This window comes from Bradyrhizobium sp. USDA 223, assembly GCF_044909005.1.
In the GTDB taxonomy this organism is placed as follows: domain Bacteria; phylum Pseudomonadota; class Alphaproteobacteria; order Rhizobiales; family Xanthobacteraceae; genus Bradyrhizobium; species Bradyrhizobium yuanmingense.
This window is the reverse complement of the sequence record NZ_JBIYDR010000001.1, coordinates 3,639,284-3,655,326: the sequence shown is the minus strand read 5'-3', so window position 1 is coordinate 3,655,326 and position 16,043 is coordinate 3,639,284. Positions and strand designations below refer to the sequence as shown.

15 protein-coding genes are annotated in these 16,043 nt (G+C 64.3%); 11 read left to right on the top strand and 4 right to left on the bottom strand.

Annotation, left to right across the window (positions count from 1 at the left end; genetic code table 11):
• Nucleotides 1-42: 42 nt before the first annotated feature.
• A complete protein-coding gene (locus ABIA40_RS16930; protein WP_157282741.1) occupies nucleotides 43-738 on the bottom strand; it encodes a GntR family transcriptional regulator in 696 nt (231 codons plus the stop codon).
• Between the two features lie 351 nt (nucleotides 739-1,089).
• Between ABIA40_RS16930 and ABIA40_RS16925 the strand changes: the two genes are divergently transcribed.
• The 11 genes from ABIA40_RS16925 to ABIA40_RS16875 all read left to right on the top strand — a co-directional run bounded on the left by ABIA40_RS16925 (nucleotide 1,090) and on the right by ABIA40_RS16875 (nucleotide 14,375).
• Nucleotides 1,090-3,219 carry an acetate--CoA ligase family protein gene (locus tag ABIA40_RS16925; RefSeq protein WP_128262560.1) on the top strand — a complete coding sequence of 710 codons (2,130 nt, stop codon included), beginning with the start codon at nucleotides 1,090-1,092 and terminating at the stop codon, nucleotides 3,217-3,219.
• A gap of 160 nt (nucleotides 3,220-3,379) precedes the next feature.
• On the top strand, nucleotides 3,380-4,222 hold the full coding sequence (locus tag ABIA40_RS16920; RefSeq protein ID WP_157282509.1) for an IclR family transcriptional regulator: 843 nt from the start codon (nucleotides 3,380-3,382) through the stop codon (nucleotides 4,220-4,222).
• Between the two features lie 103 nt (nucleotides 4,223-4,325).
• Nucleotides 4,326-5,294 (top strand): Bug family tripartite tricarboxylate transporter substrate binding protein, encoded by a 969-nt coding sequence (locus tag ABIA40_RS16915; protein ID WP_404542278.1) that lies wholly within the window; start codon nucleotides 4,326-4,328, stop codon nucleotides 5,292-5,294.
• The gene (locus ABIA40_RS16910) at nucleotides 5,291-5,776 is read left to right on the top strand and encodes a tripartite tricarboxylate transporter TctB family protein (RefSeq protein ID WP_157282511.1); all 486 of its coding nucleotides are present in this window, start codon (nucleotides 5,291-5,293) and stop codon (nucleotides 5,774-5,776) included. Before ABIA40_RS16915 ends, ABIA40_RS16910 begins: the two co-directional genes overlap by 4 nt.
• Nucleotides 5,776-7,275 (top strand): tripartite tricarboxylate transporter permease, encoded by a 1,500-nt coding sequence (locus ABIA40_RS16905; RefSeq protein WP_271545157.1) that lies wholly within the window; start codon nucleotides 5,776-5,778, stop codon nucleotides 7,273-7,275. The genes ABIA40_RS16910 and ABIA40_RS16905 overlap by 1 nt, the downstream gene beginning before the upstream one ends.
• Before the next feature lie 51 nt (nucleotides 7,276-7,326).
• Nucleotides 7,327-8,121 (top strand): NYN domain-containing protein, encoded by a 795-nt coding sequence (locus ABIA40_RS16900; RefSeq protein ID WP_271545156.1) that lies wholly within the window; start codon nucleotides 7,327-7,329, stop codon nucleotides 8,119-8,121.
• Between the two features lie 84 nt (nucleotides 8,122-8,205).
• Nucleotides 8,206-10,008, top strand: a complete 1,803-nt coding sequence (locus ABIA40_RS16895) for an adenine deaminase C-terminal domain-containing protein (RefSeq protein ID WP_271545155.1) — start codon at nucleotides 8,206-8,208, stop codon at nucleotides 10,006-10,008.
• Between the two features lie 152 nt (nucleotides 10,009-10,160).
• Nucleotides 10,161-11,945, top strand: a complete 1,785-nt coding sequence (gene gcl / locus ABIA40_RS16890) for a glyoxylate carboligase (RefSeq protein WP_157282517.1) — start codon at nucleotides 10,161-10,163, stop codon at nucleotides 11,943-11,945.
• A gap of 13 nt (nucleotides 11,946-11,958) precedes the next feature.
• Nucleotides 11,959-12,744, top strand: coding sequence for a hydroxypyruvate isomerase (hyi, locus tag ABIA40_RS16885; protein WP_271545154.1), 786 nt, complete (start codon nucleotides 11,959-11,961; stop codon nucleotides 12,742-12,744).
• Between the two features lie 247 nt (nucleotides 12,745-12,991).
• Nucleotides 12,992-13,879 carry a 2-hydroxy-3-oxopropionate reductase gene (locus ABIA40_RS16880; RefSeq protein WP_157282519.1) on the top strand — a complete coding sequence of 296 codons (888 nt, stop codon included), beginning with the start codon at nucleotides 12,992-12,994 and terminating at the stop codon, nucleotides 13,877-13,879.
• 112 nt (nucleotides 13,880-13,991) lie between these two features.
• A complete protein-coding gene (locus ABIA40_RS16875; protein ID WP_198399671.1) occupies nucleotides 13,992-14,375 on the top strand; it encodes a DUF1236 domain-containing protein in 384 nt (127 codons plus the stop codon).
• Nucleotides 14,376-14,415: 40 nt separating this feature from the next.
• On the opposite strand, the gene ABIA40_RS16870 is transcribed toward ABIA40_RS16875, so the two are convergent.
• From ABIA40_RS16870 to ABIA40_RS16860, 3 genes are all read right to left on the bottom strand, one after another.
• Nucleotides 14,416-14,787, bottom strand: coding sequence for a VanZ family protein (locus ABIA40_RS16870; RefSeq protein WP_404542273.1), 372 nt, complete (start codon nucleotides 14,785-14,787; stop codon nucleotides 14,416-14,418).
• A gap of 76 nt (nucleotides 14,788-14,863) precedes the next feature.
• Nucleotides 14,864-15,472, bottom strand: a complete 609-nt coding sequence (locus tag ABIA40_RS16865) for a thiamine pyrophosphate-dependent enzyme (protein ID WP_404542271.1) — start codon at nucleotides 15,470-15,472, stop codon at nucleotides 14,864-14,866.
• 10 nt (nucleotides 15,473-15,482) lie between these two features.
• Complete coding sequence (locus ABIA40_RS16860; protein WP_271545151.1) at nucleotides 15,483-16,034, bottom strand: thiamine pyrophosphate-binding protein; 552 nt, start codon at nucleotides 16,032-16,034, stop codon at nucleotides 15,483-15,485.
• Nucleotides 16,035-16,043 lie beyond the last annotated feature (9 nt).

The following is a 16,043-nucleotide window of genomic DNA, read 5'->3' as shown; positions in this document are numbered from 1 at the left end:
CGAATTGTTCGCCCTTCTGGTGAACGTTGCTTAAGTGAACAGTTACGTAAACAGTTCTTGGCCGTGCGCTTCGACGTAAGCGGCAAGGCCGAGGGTGTGATCGCGGGCGCGCTTCTCGGCAAGCTCGGTGTCGCGCGCTTCCAGCGCTTCGATGATGCCGAGATGCTCGGGCAGTGACGTGGCGGTGCGGTCCTTGCGTCCGATGGTCAGCTGGCGATAGCCACGCACGTGCAAGAGGAGGTCGTTGGTGAGATCGACCAGCACGGGGGATTCCGACAGCGAGATCAGCGCCTGGTGGAAGGCGATGTTGGCGCGCGAATATTCCTCGACGTGATCCTCGGGCAGGCGGTCCTTGCCGAAATCCTTGAAATAGTCGCGCAGCGCCGTGATGTCCTTCTTGCGCGCGGTGGTGGTGATGAGGCGGGCGGCCATGCTCTCCAGCGCCGCCCAGGCGCGGATCATGTCGACGATCTCGCTCTTGGTCCTGCGCACCACCATGATGCCGCGGCGGGGAACGGTCTTCACGAAACCGTCCTGCTCCAGCATCGCGATCGCTTCGCGGATCGGCGTGCGGCTGACGCCGAGCCGTTCGGACAGCGCGCGCTCGTCGAGCATCACCGGCTCGGGCGTCGAGTAGATGTCCATCTTGAGGATGGCTTCCTTCAAGGCGTCATACGCCTTGTTCTTGAAGCTGCTCTCCGGGGCAATACGAACGATTGCGATGTCTGCCTCGGCCATGTTCGGCAACGCCTTGGTTGGTTTCCGTAGTGACACGACGAATCTCCTCCAGTGGGGAGTCGTCTTTTACAGGAATATTAACGGGAAAGTTTTTGGCATACCACATGCCAGAATGTCAAGCTGCCTATTTTTTGCGGCCTTCTAAGCCATGCACCAGCTTGACAAGTTGGCTTCTGGCATACCAAATGCCATCGCCAGCCATTTTTGATCCATGCCGGCGGAGTAGTCTTGAGGCTTATGCCACTCCGTACCGCCGCATGGAACAGAGCGCGGCGAATGGCAAGCATCATGGGCAGCCGCAAACACGCGCGCGCTTTGAAAAGAACGAACTGAGGTCAAGGGAGAAGCCACATGTCCAATTCCAAAGATGCCGTCCGCAAGGTGCTTGACCAGGTCAAGGCGGACAATCGCACCAGCCTGACGGCCCCGGAAGGCAAGCTGGTCTGCGACGCCTACGGCATTCCGGTGCCGAAGGAGGGCGTGGCCAAGTCGGCGGGCGAGGCCGGCAAGATGGCTTCGTCCATGGGCTTCCCCGTCGTGATGAAGATCGTCTCGCCGGACATTCTCCACAAAACCGAAGCCGGCGGCGTCATCGTCGGCCTCAAGACGGCCGAGGAGGCCGAGAAGGCCTACGAGACCATCCTCGGCAACGCAAAGAAATATAAGTCCGATGCCAAGATCGAAGGTGTGCAGGTGCAGCAGATGCTGGCCGGCGGAACCGAGGTCATCGTCGGCTCGATCACCGACGGCTCGTTCGGCAAGCTGGTCGCCTTCGGCCTCGGCGGCGTGCTCGTCGAGGTGCTCAAGGACATCACCTTCCGCCTCGCGCCGGCGACCAAGGAAGACGCGCTCTCGATGCTCGACGGCATCCAGGCGCACGAGATCCTGAAAGGCGTGCGCGGCGGCGAGCCGGTGAACCGCAACGCGCTCGCCGACGTCATCGTCAAGGTCTCGCAGCTCGTCACCGATTTCCCTGAGATCGTCGAGCTCGACCTCAACCCGGTGTTCGCGACGCCGAAGGATGCCACGGCCGCAGACGTCCGCATCGTGGTCGACTTCGCCTACAAGCCCAAGCCGAAGCCGCGTCCGACCGATGAGATCGTCGCGGCGATGAACCGCATCATGCAGCCGAAGGCGGTCGCCGTGGTCGGCGCCTCCGCGGAGGACGGCAAGATCGGCAATTCCGTGATGAAGAACCTCATCAACGGCGGCTACAAGGGCGAGATCTATCCGATCCATCCCAAGGCCGCCGAGATCCTCGGCTACAAGGCCTACAAGAGCGTCAAGGACGTGCCGGGTGTGATCGACGTCGCCGTGTTCGCAATCCCCGCAAAATTCGTCGCGGCCGCGCTGACCGAATGCGGCGAGAAGAAGATCCCGGGCGCGGTGCTGATTCCGTCGGGCTTCGCTGAAGCTGGCGCGCCGGAGCTGCAGGCCGAGATCGTCGAGGTCGGCAAGAAGTACGACATCCGTCTGATGGGGCCGAACATCTACGGCTTCTATTATACGCCCGCCAACCTCTGCGCGACCTTCTGCACCGCCTATGACGTCAAGGGCCATGCGGCGCTGTCGTCGCAATCGGGCGGCATCGGCATGGCCATCATCGGCTTCTCGCGCTCGGCCAAGATGGGCGTCTCGGCGATCGTCGGCCTCGGCAACAAGTCCGATATCGACGAGGACGATCTGCTCGCCTTCTTCGAGCAGGACCCGAACACCAATCTGATCGCCCAGCACTGCGAAGACCTCAAGGACGGCCGCGCCTTCGCGGAAGCCGCAAAGCGCGTGTCCAAGAAGAAGCCGGTGGTGGTGCTCAAGGCCGGCCGGACCTCGGCCGGCGCGAAGGCGGCGTCGTCCCACACCGGCGCGCTCGCCGGCAACGATCGCATCTATGAGGACGTGTTCAAGCAGTCCGGCGTGATCCGTGCCCGCTCACTTCGCCAGTTGCTCGAATTCGCCCGCGGCGTACCGGTGCTGCCGACGCCGAAGGGCGAGAACGTTCTCATCATCACCGGTGCCGGCGGCTCGGGCGTGCTGCTGTCGGACTCCTGCGTCGATAACGGCCTGTCGCTGATGTCGATGCCGCCGGATCTCGATGCGGCCTTCCGCAAGTTCATCCCGCCGTTTGGAGCGGCCGGCAATCCCGTGGATATCACCGGCGGCGAGCCGCCGATCACCTACGTCAACACCGTGAAGCTCGGCCTGTCGGATGAGCGCATCCACGCGCTGATCCTCGGCTATTGGCACACCATCGTCACGCCGCCGATGGTGTTCGCCCGCAACATGGTCGAGGTGAAGAAGGAGATGGAGGCCAAGGGCTTCGTGAAGCCGATGGTCGCCTCGCTCGCTGGCGACGTCGAGGTTGAGGAGGCCGCCGAATATCTCTATCAGAACGGCATCCCGGCTTACGCCTATTCGACCGAGCTGCCGGTCGAGGTGCTTGGCGCCAAGTACAAGTGGGCGCGCGGGGCAGGGCTGCTCTGAGCTTGCGTTCACCTCTCCCCGCTTGCGGGGAGAGGCCGAATTGCGAAGCAATTCGGGTGAGGGGACTCTCCACGAATCCGTCTCTCACCGTCTTTGCGGAGACTCCCCTCACCCCGACCCTCTCCCCGCAAGCGGGGCGAGGGAGAACGGTCAGGTCGCGATGAGCAAGAACGTGATCCGGCGCAAATCGCTCGAGCCCAAATCGGCCTCGGAGGCCGATCACGAGAGCCGCGACGGTGGCGTGCAATCGGTCGACCGCGCGCTGTCGATCATCGAGACGTTGGCCGAGGACGACGAAGGCTATCGTCTGAGCGATCTCGCGATCCGCACCGGCCTGTCGGCGTCCACCGTGCACCGGCTGCTCGCAACGCTCGAAAGCCGCCGTTTCGTGCAGTTCGACCGTGGCGAATCCAAATGGCACGTCGGCGTGCGCAGCTTCACGGTTGGCGCCAGCTTTGCGCGGCGACGCAATTTCTCCGCACAGGCAATTCCATATTTGCGTAAGCTGCGCGATCTCACCCGCGAGACGGCCAATCTCGCCGTGGTCGACGATGAATTCATCATCGTGCTCACCCGCATGGAGAGCCGCGAGATCATGCGCTCGCTGACCAAGGTCGGTGGCCGCGTCCCCATGGTGACCTCCGGCGTCGGCAAAGCGGTGCTCGCAACCTACTCAAACGAGGACGTCGGCGCCGTCATCCGCCATCACGGCATGCCCCGCCTGACCGAGAAGTCGATCGTGCGCCCGAGCGACCTGTTCAGGGAGCTCGAGAAAATCCGCAAACAGGGCTTTGCTGTTGACGATGAGGAGGCGCAGATCGGGCTACGCTGCGTCGCCGCGGTGGTATACAACGCACTGGCTGAACCGCTTGCCGCGATCTCCGTATCCGGCATGACCAGCCGCGTTACCGACGAACGATTGCCGGAGATCGGGCAGATCGTCCGGGAAGTTGCGGCCGAATTGACGGCCGCGCTTGGCGGGGTGATCCCAGCGCCCCGCTAAAAGGACTCTTGGGGATCTCACTGGACAGCATCGGCCGTTTTGGTTGATATGCGACCAAACGACACAATGCGGCAAACGTCCGCATGAGCCTGGAGATGCCCTCATGTTCCGATTTCCCGCGCGCCTTGTCGGCGCAGCCGTCGCGTTGACGCTGGCGGCAGCCAATCCGGGTTTTGCCCAGCAGCTCGAGCTCAAGCTGATGGCGCCCGCGGCTCCGGGCGGAGGCTGGGACCAGACCGCGCGCTCGATGCAGCAGGCGCTGGTGGCTGCGGGAGTCGCCCGCAGCGTGCAGGTCACCAACGTTCCCGGTGCCGGCGGCAGCGTCGGCATCGCTCAATTCGTCAACGGCGCCAAGGGCGACGGCAACCAGATGATGGTCAACGGCTTCGTCATGGTCGGCGCGCTCGCCATGAACAAGTCGCCGGTGACGCTGGAGCAGGTGACCCCGATCGCGCGCCTCACCGAGGAAATCCAGGTGATCGTGGTTCCCGCGAATTCGCCACTCAAGAATGCGCAGGATCTGGCTGCCGCGGTGAAGGCCGATATCGCCAAGGTCACCTTCGCCGGCGGCTCGGCCGGCGGCGTCGACCATGTCATGGCCGCCTTGTTCGCCGGCGCCGTCGGTGCTGACGCCAAGAAGATCAATTACATCCCGTTCTCCGGCGGCGGCGAGTCGCTGGCGGCGATCCTCGGTGGCAAGGTCACCGCGGGCATTTCGGGGCTGAGCGAATATGAAGGGCAGATCAAGTCCGGCAAGCTGCGCGCGATCGGCGTGACCTCGGAGAAGCGCATCGCAGGAAGCGACATCCCCACCTTCAAGGAGCAGGGCATCGACCTCGTGATCGCCAATTGGCGTTCGGTGGTCGCGCCTCCCGGCATCACACCGGAGCAGCGCAAGACCTTGAACGATGCGGTCGAGAAGATGGCGAAGTCTGACGCCTGGAAGGAGATCCTCAAGCAAAAAGGCTGGGAGGACGCCTATCTCGGCGGCGACGCTTTTGCCGACTTCCTGAAGAAAGAAACGGCCCGGGTCACCGACGTGCTGAAATCGGTCGGCTTGGTCAAGTCATGACCTCGGGCGATCCCGTCCAGCCGCCGCGGCGTGTCGACCGCGCCGGCCTCGTCATCGCGGCATCGCTTGCGGTGCTCGCCGCCGTGCTGGTCTGGGACGCGCGCGGCCTGCAATCCGCCGCGATGTACGGGATGGGACCGGAGGCGATGCCGGTCGTGGTCGCCTGCGGCCTTGCGCTGCTTGCGATCGGCAATTTCATCGACGCGCTGCGCGGCAATTTGCCGGCACGCGAGAGCGCCGATCCCGTTCCTGTGGTTCTGATTCTCGTCGGTCTGGCGCTGCTGATCGCCATCATCGGCTTTGGCGGCGGCTTCATCCTGGCGACCTCGGCCCTGTTCGTGACGACCTCGGCGGCCTTCGGACGCCGTGCCATCCTCATCGACGCCATCATCGCCCTCGTGATGTCGACCCTCATCTATCTCGCGTTCGACCGGTTGTTGACGCTGAGCCTGCCTGCCGGCCCGCTGGAGCGACTGCTGTGATGGATACCTTTGCCGCGCTGGCTCACGGCATGGCGGTCGCCGTCCAGCCGATGAACCTGCTTTACGCGCTGATCGGCGTGTTCCTCGGCACGGCCGTGGGCGTTCTGCCCGGCATCGGCCCGGCATTGACGGTCGCGCTGCTGCTGCCGGTGACCTACAAGCTCGACCCCGGCGGCTCGCTGATCATGTTCGCCGGCATCTATTATGGCGGCATGTACGGCGGATCGACCACAGCGATCCTCATCAACACGCCCGGCGAGAGCGCCTCGATGGCGACTGCGCTCGAAGGCAACAAAATGGCCAAGGCCGGCCGCGGCGGGCCGGCGCTCGCGACCTCCGCAATCGGTTCCTTCGTCGCCGGCACCATCGCCACCATTGGCTTGGCTTTCCTTGCGCCATGGCTGGTCGATGTCGCCGTGCGCTTCGGCCCCGAGGATTACTTTGCGCTGATGTGCGTCGCCTTCGTCACGGTGTCGGCGACCTTCGGCGATTCCCCGGTCCGCGGCCTGACCAGCCTGTTCATCGGTCTGACACTCGGTCTCGTCGGCATCGACAAGTTGACCGGTCAGGCGCGGCTTGCGTTCGGCGTTCCTGAATTGCTCGACGGCGTTGAAGTCACAACGCTCGCGGTCGGCCTGTTCGCGGTGGGCGAGGCACTCTACGTCGCATCGCGCCGCCACCACACCGAGGAGAAGCTGGAGCCGGTGCGCGGCTCGCTGTGGATGACCAAGGAGGACTGGAAGCGGTCTTGGAAGCCATGGCTGCGCGGGACCATGTTCGGCTTCCCGATCGGTGCGCTGCCGGCCGGCGGCGCGGAGATCCCGACCTTCCTGTCTTATTCGACTGAGAAGCGGCTGACGAAGCATCCCGAAGAATTCGGCAAGGGCGCGATCGAAGGGGTCGCCGGCCCCGAAGCTGCCAACAACGCCTCTGCCGCCGGCACGCTGGTGCCGCTCTTGACGCTGGGCCTGCCGACCTCGGCGACGGCTGCGATGATGCTGGCGGGCTTCCAGCAATATGGTCTCAATCCGGGCCCGCTGCTGTTCGCCGAGCGGCCCGACCTCGTGTGGGGCCTGATCGCCAGCCTGTTCATCGCCAACATGATGCTGCTGGTGCTCAACCTGCCGCTGGTCGGCCTGTGGGTACGGCTGCTCGCGATCCCGCAGCCCTGGCTCTATGCCGGCATCCTCGTGTTCGCGACCATGGGCACCATCGCGGCAAAGCCGTCGGTCGTGGAATTGTCGATGCTGGCCGGTTTCGGCGTGCTCGGCTTCCTGATGCGTCGGTTCGATTTCCCGATCGCGCCCGTCGTCGTCGGCCTCATCCTCGGTCCTATCGCCGAAAGCCAGCTCCGCCGCGCGCTTGCGATCAGCCTCGGCGATCCCATGACGCTGCTGCAGAGCCCGATCTCGGCGACGCTGCTCGGCGTCGCGCTGATCGCACTGGTGGCGCCGTTCGTCTTGAGGGGGCTCGGCCGGTTCAAGGCGAACGAGGATTAGCCGTTCTGACGCACACATGTTCTAATGCTGCGTCTGCCCTGGGGAATTGTCATGCCATCGGAAGTTCGCTCGCCTCGTCTGGCCGTCCTGATCGATGCCGACAATGCCTCCGCCAAAATCGCGGATGGGCTATTCGAGGAGATTGCCAAGATCGGCGAGGCCAGCGTTCGCCGCATTTATGGCGACTTCTCCAATGCCCGTTCCAGGGGCTGGGCCGACATTCTGTCGAAACACGCCATCATTCCGCAGCAGCAGTTCGCCTACACGACCGGCAAGAATGCATCCGACATCACCCTTGTCATCGATGCGATGGACCTGCTTCACAGCGGACGCTTCGATGGCTTTTGCCTGGTGTCGTCCGACAGCGACTTTACGCGCCTTGCCGCACGCATCCGAGAGCAGGGCATCGATGTGTTTGGTTTCGGCGAGCAGAAGACGCCGGAGAGTTTCCGGCAGGCCTGCCGAAGATTCGTCTATACGGAGAATCTGCTTGCCGCGCCGGTGAACAATCAGGATGCCGTCGTAAGGCCGACGTCGCTTCAACCGCCTGATGCCGCCGTGCCCGTGATCAAGAAGGTCATCACCCAGATGGAGAGCGAGGACGGCTGGGTGACGCTCGGAGAGGTCGGCCGGCAACTCGCCAATCTCGCCTCCGATTTCGATCCGAGAACGTATGGTTTCCGCAAGCTGAGCGACCTGGTGCGCAAAACCAATTCGTTCGAGATCGACGAGCCGAAGGGCCGGTCGATGCGGATTCGGGTTAAACCCGCCACTGCGGCGGCGCCGAGAGCGCGGAACCCGCGTCGACGTGCAAGGCCAGCCAGCGCTGCTGCGCCTAAGACGTAAGCAGGACGCGCCGCCATATTTGAGCTTGCCCGGTGTGGCGCGGGGCGTAACCATGGCTTGCCCGTAACGCCATGCGAGGTTCCCATGACCAAGCTCACCCGCTTCACCGTCGCGCCGCTGCACAGCATGACGCGGCGCCTCGCCGACGTCGCTTCAGTTCGTGTCGCGCCGGATCTCGTCGTCACGGGGGCGCGCGTGCTCTCGACCTATTCCGAGCGTATCCATCCGGGGCGCGAGGTCTGGATCACCGGCGGCCGCATCGCGGCGGTGAAGCCGGCCGGTACAGCGAAGAAGGCCTGGAGCGATATTCCGCTTTATGACGCGGCCGGCGGCATCATCGCGCCGGGCCTCGTCGATCCGCACATTCACATCGAATCCTCGATGGTGACGGCCTGCGCCTATGCAGAGGCCGCGCTCCTCAACGGCACCACGACGATCTTCTGCGACAGCCACGAGATCGGCAACGTCATGGATGTCGCCGGTGTCGAGGCGATGCTGGAGGACGCGCGCGAGGCGCCGCTTTCTATCTTCTTGACCGTGCCGAGCACCGTCCCCGCGACTTCGGCGGAACTGGAGACGGCAGGCGGCGACCTCACGCCGGACAAGATAGCCGGCCTGTTCGACCGCTGGCCCGAAGCGGTGGCGCTTGGCGAGAAGATGGATTTCGTGCCTGTCACGATGGGCGACGAGCGCAGCCATGCCATCCTCGCCGCAGCCTTGAAGCGGGGGCGTCCCGTGTCCGGGCATGTCTATGGCCGCGAATTCGTCGCGGCCTATGCGGCATCCGGCGTCACCGACACCCATGAGGCGATCGACCGCGACATCGCCGATGATCTGCTCGATGCCGGCGTCTGGGTGTTTTTGCGCGGCGGGCCGCCGACCACGCCCTGGCATTCGCTGCCGCAAGCAATCCGAACGATCACCGAGCTCGGGGCCTCGCACAAGCGCACCGCCGTGTGCACGGACGATCGTGACGCCGACGATCTCCTGCTGTTCGGTCTCGACTGGGTGGTGCGGGAAGCCGTGAAGGCGGGGATGTCGCCGGAGCAGGCCTGGTCGATGGGCTCGCTGCATGGCGCGACGCGCTTCGGAATGGAAGGCGATATCGGCGGGCTCGGCGGCGGCCGCCGCGCCGATCTCGTGCTGATGGACGATCAGCTCAAGCCGCAATGCACCTGGTACGGCGGCGAGCTCGTGGTCGAGCACGGCAAGATCACGCCGCGTCTCGATCAGGCGCTGTCGCAGCGCTATCAATATCCCACGGTAGCCTATGCGACCGTCAAGCTGCCGAAGACGATGAAGCTCACGCCCGAATTGCCGGCCAAGGCCTGCACCGTGAACGCGATCAAGACCGCGCTGCCTGGCATCACGCTGATCCACGACAAGGTCGCGATCGAACCGGCCAAGGACTGGCCCTCGCTGTTCGCGCGCTATGGCCTCTGCTTCGTCGCGGTGGTCGAGCGTCATGGCAAATCCGCGGGCAACGTCGCCCATGGCCTCTTGAAGGATTTCGGCCTGAAGCGCGGCGCGGTCGCGTCCAGCGTCGGGCACGACAGCCATAATCTCATCGTCGCCGGCACCAACGAGGGCGACATGCAGGTCGCCATCGCCGCCATCAAGGAGCGGCAGGGTGGCGTTTGCGTCGTCGTCGACGGCGAGGTGAGGGCGCTGGTTCCGCTGCCAATCGCCGGCCTCCTCTCCGACAAGCGCGTCACGGTGGTGGCCGAAGAGGTCAAGGCGCTGAAGAAGGAATGGGCCGAGGCCGGCTGCACCATCCCGTACATGGGCTTCAATTTGATTCCGCTATCGGTCATTCCGGAAATTCGCATCACCGATAAGGGCCTCGTGCTGGTGCCGCAGATGCAGTTGGCGCCACTGTTCGAGTGAGGCGCTTTCACGCATCTGTTGATCTAACCGATTGAGACGTCCACGATTTTCTCGTGGTTGCCGCATCGTGGAAAATAAAATCGGTCTCGTTGAGATCGGCTTCCGCGCAGCTGATGATCTCGCTCGCTGATGCAATTAGAGCGAGGTCCGATATGGCGAAGATGCGAGCTGTCGATGCGGCCGTGCGTATCCTGGAGAAGGAAGGCATTTCGACCGCCTTCGGTGTTCCCGGCGCTGCAATCAATCCGCTTTACTCGGCGCTGAAGAAGCGCAGCTCGATCCGCCACATCCTGGCGCGCCATGTCGAGGGCGCTTCGCACATGGCCGAGGGCTATACGCGCGCCAAGGCCGGCAATATCGGGGTCTGTATCGGCACCTCCGGGCCGGCTGGCACCGACATGATCACCGGTCTTTACTCCGCGATCGCCGATTCCATCCCGATCCTCTGCATCACCGGGCAGGCGCCGCGGGCGCGGCTCTACAAGGAGGATTTTCAGGCCGTCGACATCGAGTCGATCGCAAAGCCCGTCACAAAGTGGGCGGTGACCGTGCGTGAGCCGGCGCTGGTGCCGCGGGTGTTCAGCCAGGCCTTTCATGTGATGCGCTCAGGCAGGCCGGGGCCAGTGCTGATCGACATGCCCCTCGACGTACAGCTCGCCGAGATCGAGTTCGATGACGAGACTTACGAGCCGCTGCCGGTCTACAAGCCCGCCGCGACGCGCAAGCAGGTCGAGAAGGCGCTGGAGATGCTCAACGCCGCCGAGCGGCCGCTGATCGTCGCGGGCGGCGGCATCATCAACGCCGACGCCTCGGACCTGCTGGTCGAATTCGCCGAAATCGCCAACGTGCCCGTCGTGCCGACGCTGATGGGATGGGGCGCGATTCCCGATGATCACGTGCTGATGGCCGGCATGGTGGGCCTCCAGACCAGCCACCGCTATGGTAATGCCACGCTGCTGGAATCCGACTTCGTGCTCGGCATCGGCAATCGTTGGGCCAACCGCCACACCGGCTCGGTCGAGACCTATACCAAGGGCCGCAAATTCGTTCACGTGGACATCGAGCCGACGCAGATCGGGCGCGTGTTCAACCCCGATCTCGGCATCGTCTCGGACGCAAAGGCCGCGCTCGAACTGTTCGTCGCCGTCGCCAGGGAGTGGCGGCGGTCAGGCAGGCTCCGCGAGCGCCAGGCGTGGCCTGCGGCCTGCCGCGACCGCAAGAAGACGATGCTGCGCAAGAGCCATTTCGACAACGTCCCGATCAAGCCGCAACGCGTCTACGAGGAAATGAACAAGGCGTTCGGCCGCGACACCACCTATGTCACGGTGATCGGCCTGTCGCAGATCGCCGGCGCGCAGTTCCTCGGCGTCTACAAGCCCCGCAACTGGATCAATGCCGGGCAGGCGGGGCCGCTCGGCTGGACGCTGCCGGCCGCGCTCGGCGTGCGCGCGGCGTGCCCGGAGCGCGAGATCGTCGCGCTCTCCGGCGACTACGACTTCCAGTTCCTGATCGAGGAGCTCGCGGTCGGCGCGCAGTTCAACCTGCCCTACATCCACGTCGTCGTGAACAATTCCTATCTCGGCCTGATACGCCAGGCTCAGCGCGGTTTCGACATGGACTATCACGTCCAGCTCTCCTTCGAGAACATCAACGCGCCCGAGATCGGCGTCTACGGCGTCGACCACGTCGCGGTCGCCGAAGGCCTCGGCTGCAAGGCCATCCGCGTCACCGACCCGAAGGACACGCAGGCAGCGTTTGCGACCGCCCGCGAATTGATGGCCAAGCACCGCGTGCCTGTGGTGGTCGAGTTCATCCTCGAACGGGTCACCAACATCGCGATGGGCACGGAGATCGACAACATCGTCGAGTTCGAGGAGGTGCTGGACCTTCCGCTCGACGAAGTCGAGACCACGCGCGTGCTGCAGCCGGCGGAATAGGGGAAGAGGCACCATGCCGAAATTTGCCGCCAACCTCACCATGCTCTTCAACGAGATGCCGTTCCTCGACCGCTTTGCGGCGGCGAAGGCGGCAGGCTTTGCCGGGGTCGAATATCTCTTCCCCTATGATTTCGACAAGGCGCAGCTGCGCGAGCAGCTCGAGGCGCATGGCCTGACGCAGGTGCTGCACAATCTCCCCGCCGGCAACTGGGCGGGGGGCGAGCGCGGCATTGCGATCATGCCCGACCGCATCGCCGAATTCCGCGACGGCGTGTTCCGCGCGATCGATTATGCCAGGGCGCTCGATTGCGAGCAGATCAACTGCCTCGTCGGCATCGCCCCTGTCGACGCCGATCCGCACGAGCTTCGGGAGACGCTGGTCGGGAATCTGCGTTTTGCAGCTTCGACGCTGGCACGAGAGAACATCAAGCTATTAGTCGAGCCCATCAACACGCTCGATATTCCCGGTTTCTTCCTCAACGGCACCGAGCAGGCGGTGCAGCTGATCTCCGAGGTGAGGTCGAACAACCTCTTCATCCAATACGACATCTACCACATGCAGATCATGGAGGGCGATCTCGCCCGCACCATGCAGGAATATCTGCCTCAGATCGCCCACATCCAGCTTGCCGACAATCCCGGCCGCCATGAGCCCGGCACCGGCGAGATCAACTATCCCTTCCTGTTCCGCCATCTCGACGCGATCGGCTATCGCGGCTGGATCGGCTGCGAATACAAGCCGCGCACCACGACGCTGGAAGGCTTGTCGTGGCACGCGGCGCAGACGTTTGAGACCTGAGATCTAGGGCCAGATGCGGCCGCGCTGACGGTGCGCTCCCTCTCCCGCTTGCGGGAGAGGGTTGGGGAGAGGGTGTCTCCGCGATGGGATCCTTGCGGAACAAATCCCAACGTGGAGAGAACCCTCACCCGGCACGCGGGACGATGCTTCGCATCGCCCGGACGTGCCGACCTCTCCCGCAAGCGGGAGAGGTGCACCGAGCACGTGGATAGACTTACCAACATGTCTTGCAGAGGAAACGACGACAATGACCAACATCGGCTTCATCGGACTCGGCACCATGGGACGGCCGATGGCCGGCCATCTCCTGGCCGCGGGTCATCGCGTTCTCCTGCATGACGTTGCTCCGATCGCGCCGGAGCTGATGTCCGCGGGCGGCATCGCCTGCACATCGGCCAGGGAGGTCGCGGAGCAGGCGGACGCGGTCATCATCATGGTGCCGGATACGCCGCATGTGGAGGCCGTGCTGTTCGGCAAGGAGGGTGTCGCCAGCGGCATCTCCAAGGGCAAGATCGTCGTCGACATGAGCTCGATCTCGCCGCTGGCGACGAAGGAGTTTGCGAAGAAGATCGAGGCGCTCGGCGCTGATTATCTCGATGCGCCGGTCTCGGGCGGGGAGGTCGGCGCAAAGGCGGCGAGCCTCACCATCATGGTCGGCGGGCCGGAGCGGGCTTTTGGCACCATGAAGCCGATCTTCGACAAGATGGGCAAGAACGTCACCCATGTCGGCGGCAACGGCGACGGGCAGACGACAAAGGTTGCCAATCAGATCATCGTCGCACTCACCATCGAAGCCGTGAGCGAGGCCCTGTTGTTCGCATCCAAGGCGGGTGCGAATCCCGCGCTGGTGCGCAAGGCGCTGATGGGCGGCTTCGCCTCCTCGCGCATTCTGGAGGTGCATGGCGAGCGCATGGTGAAGCGCAATTTCGATCCTGGCTTCCGCATCGAGCTGCACCAGAAGGATCTCAACCTCGCGCTCGAAGGCGCGCGTGCACTTGGCCTGTCGCTGCCCAGCACGGCCGTGGCGCAGCAATTGTTCTCGTCCTGCACCGCACATGGCGGCAAGGCCTGGGATCACTCCGCCATGGTGCGGGCGTTGGAACTGATGGCGGGGCATGAGATCGCCAGGGCCTGAACTGTTACGCGGTAACACTGTCCAGTGATGCATCTTTCGTCGCAGGGGAACCGGAACAATGCTCCGGCTCCGCGGGTTGAAGGCGCAGGACAATCACTGGAGACATCAGGACATGAAAACCCGTCTTGCGATTACGTTGGCTGCAGCGTCGCTGCTGGCGTCGAGCGCAGCCTTTGCTCAGTCGACGACCGAACAGGGCGCCAGGGACGGCGCGCGTGCCGGTGGCGACATCGGCGGCCCGATCGGTGCAATGGTTGGCGGCACCGTGGGTGCAGCCGTCGGCGCCGGTCTCGAAATTCCGAATGCGGTCCTCGGCGGAATTCCTCGCAGCGACTCCGTCGTGGTCCAGGAGCGCGTCGTGGTGGGCGAGCCGCTGCCTCCGACCGTGGTGCTGCGGCCCGTGCCGAACTACACCGAATATCGCTATGCGGTCGTGAACGATCGCCGTGTGATCGTGGAGCCGCGCACACGCCGCGTGATCAAGATCATCGACTGATCGACGCAATTCTTTGTGCTGAGCAGGGCCCTGCGGAGCATCACTCCGCGGGGCCTTCGCTTGTCATGGCGGAGCTGGTGCGAAAGCGCGAGAGTAGCCGGTCTGCCGCGGCGGCGAGTGCAAAGCCGAGGCACGCGGTGGCAGCATCGACCAGAAAATCCACCAGCCGCGCGTGACGGCCGGGTGCCCAAAATTGCATCAGCTCGAGAACGCCGATCAGGACGACCGCGGCCGCTGCGCTCAGTATGCGCCGCCGTGGATAGGCGAGGCCGAAGGCCAATCCCACCATGACGAAGGCAAGCGCATGCTCGCCGTCCTGACCGAGGTCGGAATGGGGGCGAAGGCCGGGAGGACCGAGCGTGGCGAACGTAACGGCAGCGGCGAGCAGCCAGGCAAAGGTACGAATGAACATCCGGGTCGCTTAGCACGAATTTGGTCGGGTTGTCGCGAGGCTCGCATCAGATCGCCGTGTAGTTAATGACAAAATGTTAAAGGGGATCGCGCACGCCGAGGCCATGCATGAAGCGTTCCCGGATCTGCACGGGGTCGCGCCGGGTGGTGCCCACGCCGGGCTTGTCGTCGATCCTGACCGCGATCAGGCTCGGTTCGGAAGCAGCCATGGCGTCGTCGACCAGCCGCTCGAAATCCTCCTCGTCGGCGGCCCACGCACTGCTCGCGAGACCAGAGCCGACGGCGATGGCGACGATGTCGGCGACACCAGCTGCCGGCGTCGGCTGCGCGCCGGTGATTTGGTAGATGCCGTTGTCCATCACGATCATCGTGAGGTTCTTCGGCTTCAGGGCTGCAATCGTCGAGAGCGCACCGAGCTGCATCAGGAGCGAGCCGTCGCCTTCGAGCGCGAAGACGCGGCGGTCGGGCTGCGCCAGCGCCACGCCGAGCGCGATCGGGAAGGCGAGGCCCATGCTGCCCAGCATGTAGAAGTTCTGCGGGCGGTGGCCGGCGGCCCACAGATCGAAGTTGGTGTTGCCGATGCCGCCGATCACGGCTTCCTCGTGCTTCAGCTTCGCGATCAACCGCGAGGTTACGTCGAAGCGGTTCATCACCTTGGTGTTGCCAGTGTTCAATTCTTGATTCATTTGGCCGGCCTCACTTGTCGAAGACCTTGCCGCCCGTCAGCAGCGGGTTGAGGATCAACGCCACCGGCGCCTGCGTGGTGACGGCCTGCTTGATCGAGCGGTCGGTGATGAATTCGAGCTCGTCGAGCCGGGTGATGGTGTGATGCTCCAGCGCCAGCGAATCCAGCACCGGTCGCATGGTGCGGCAGACCAGGGACTGGCCGTAGTTGAATTCGCCGAGCGTGCCGCGCTCGGACACGAACATGATCAGCGGAATCTGGTAGGGCACTGCGAGCGAGGCCAGCACGTTTGCGAGCGTCGCAAAGCCGGAGGTCTGCATCAGCACCGCGCCGCGCCGGCCGCCCATCCAGGCACCGGCGACGATGCCGAGGGCCTCTTCCTCGCGGGCGGTCGCGAAAGTGGTGAAGAAAGGATCGGCGTGCAGGTTCTTGATCAGCGGCGTCAGCACGCGGTCCGGCACGTAAGGGATCAGGCTGATCTCGTTCCGCTTCAAGGTTTGCAGGACGATGCCGTGCCAGCTTCCGTCGCGGCTCCCCTGCGTCTGCTGTTCCGCAATCGCCATCGCGCTCTC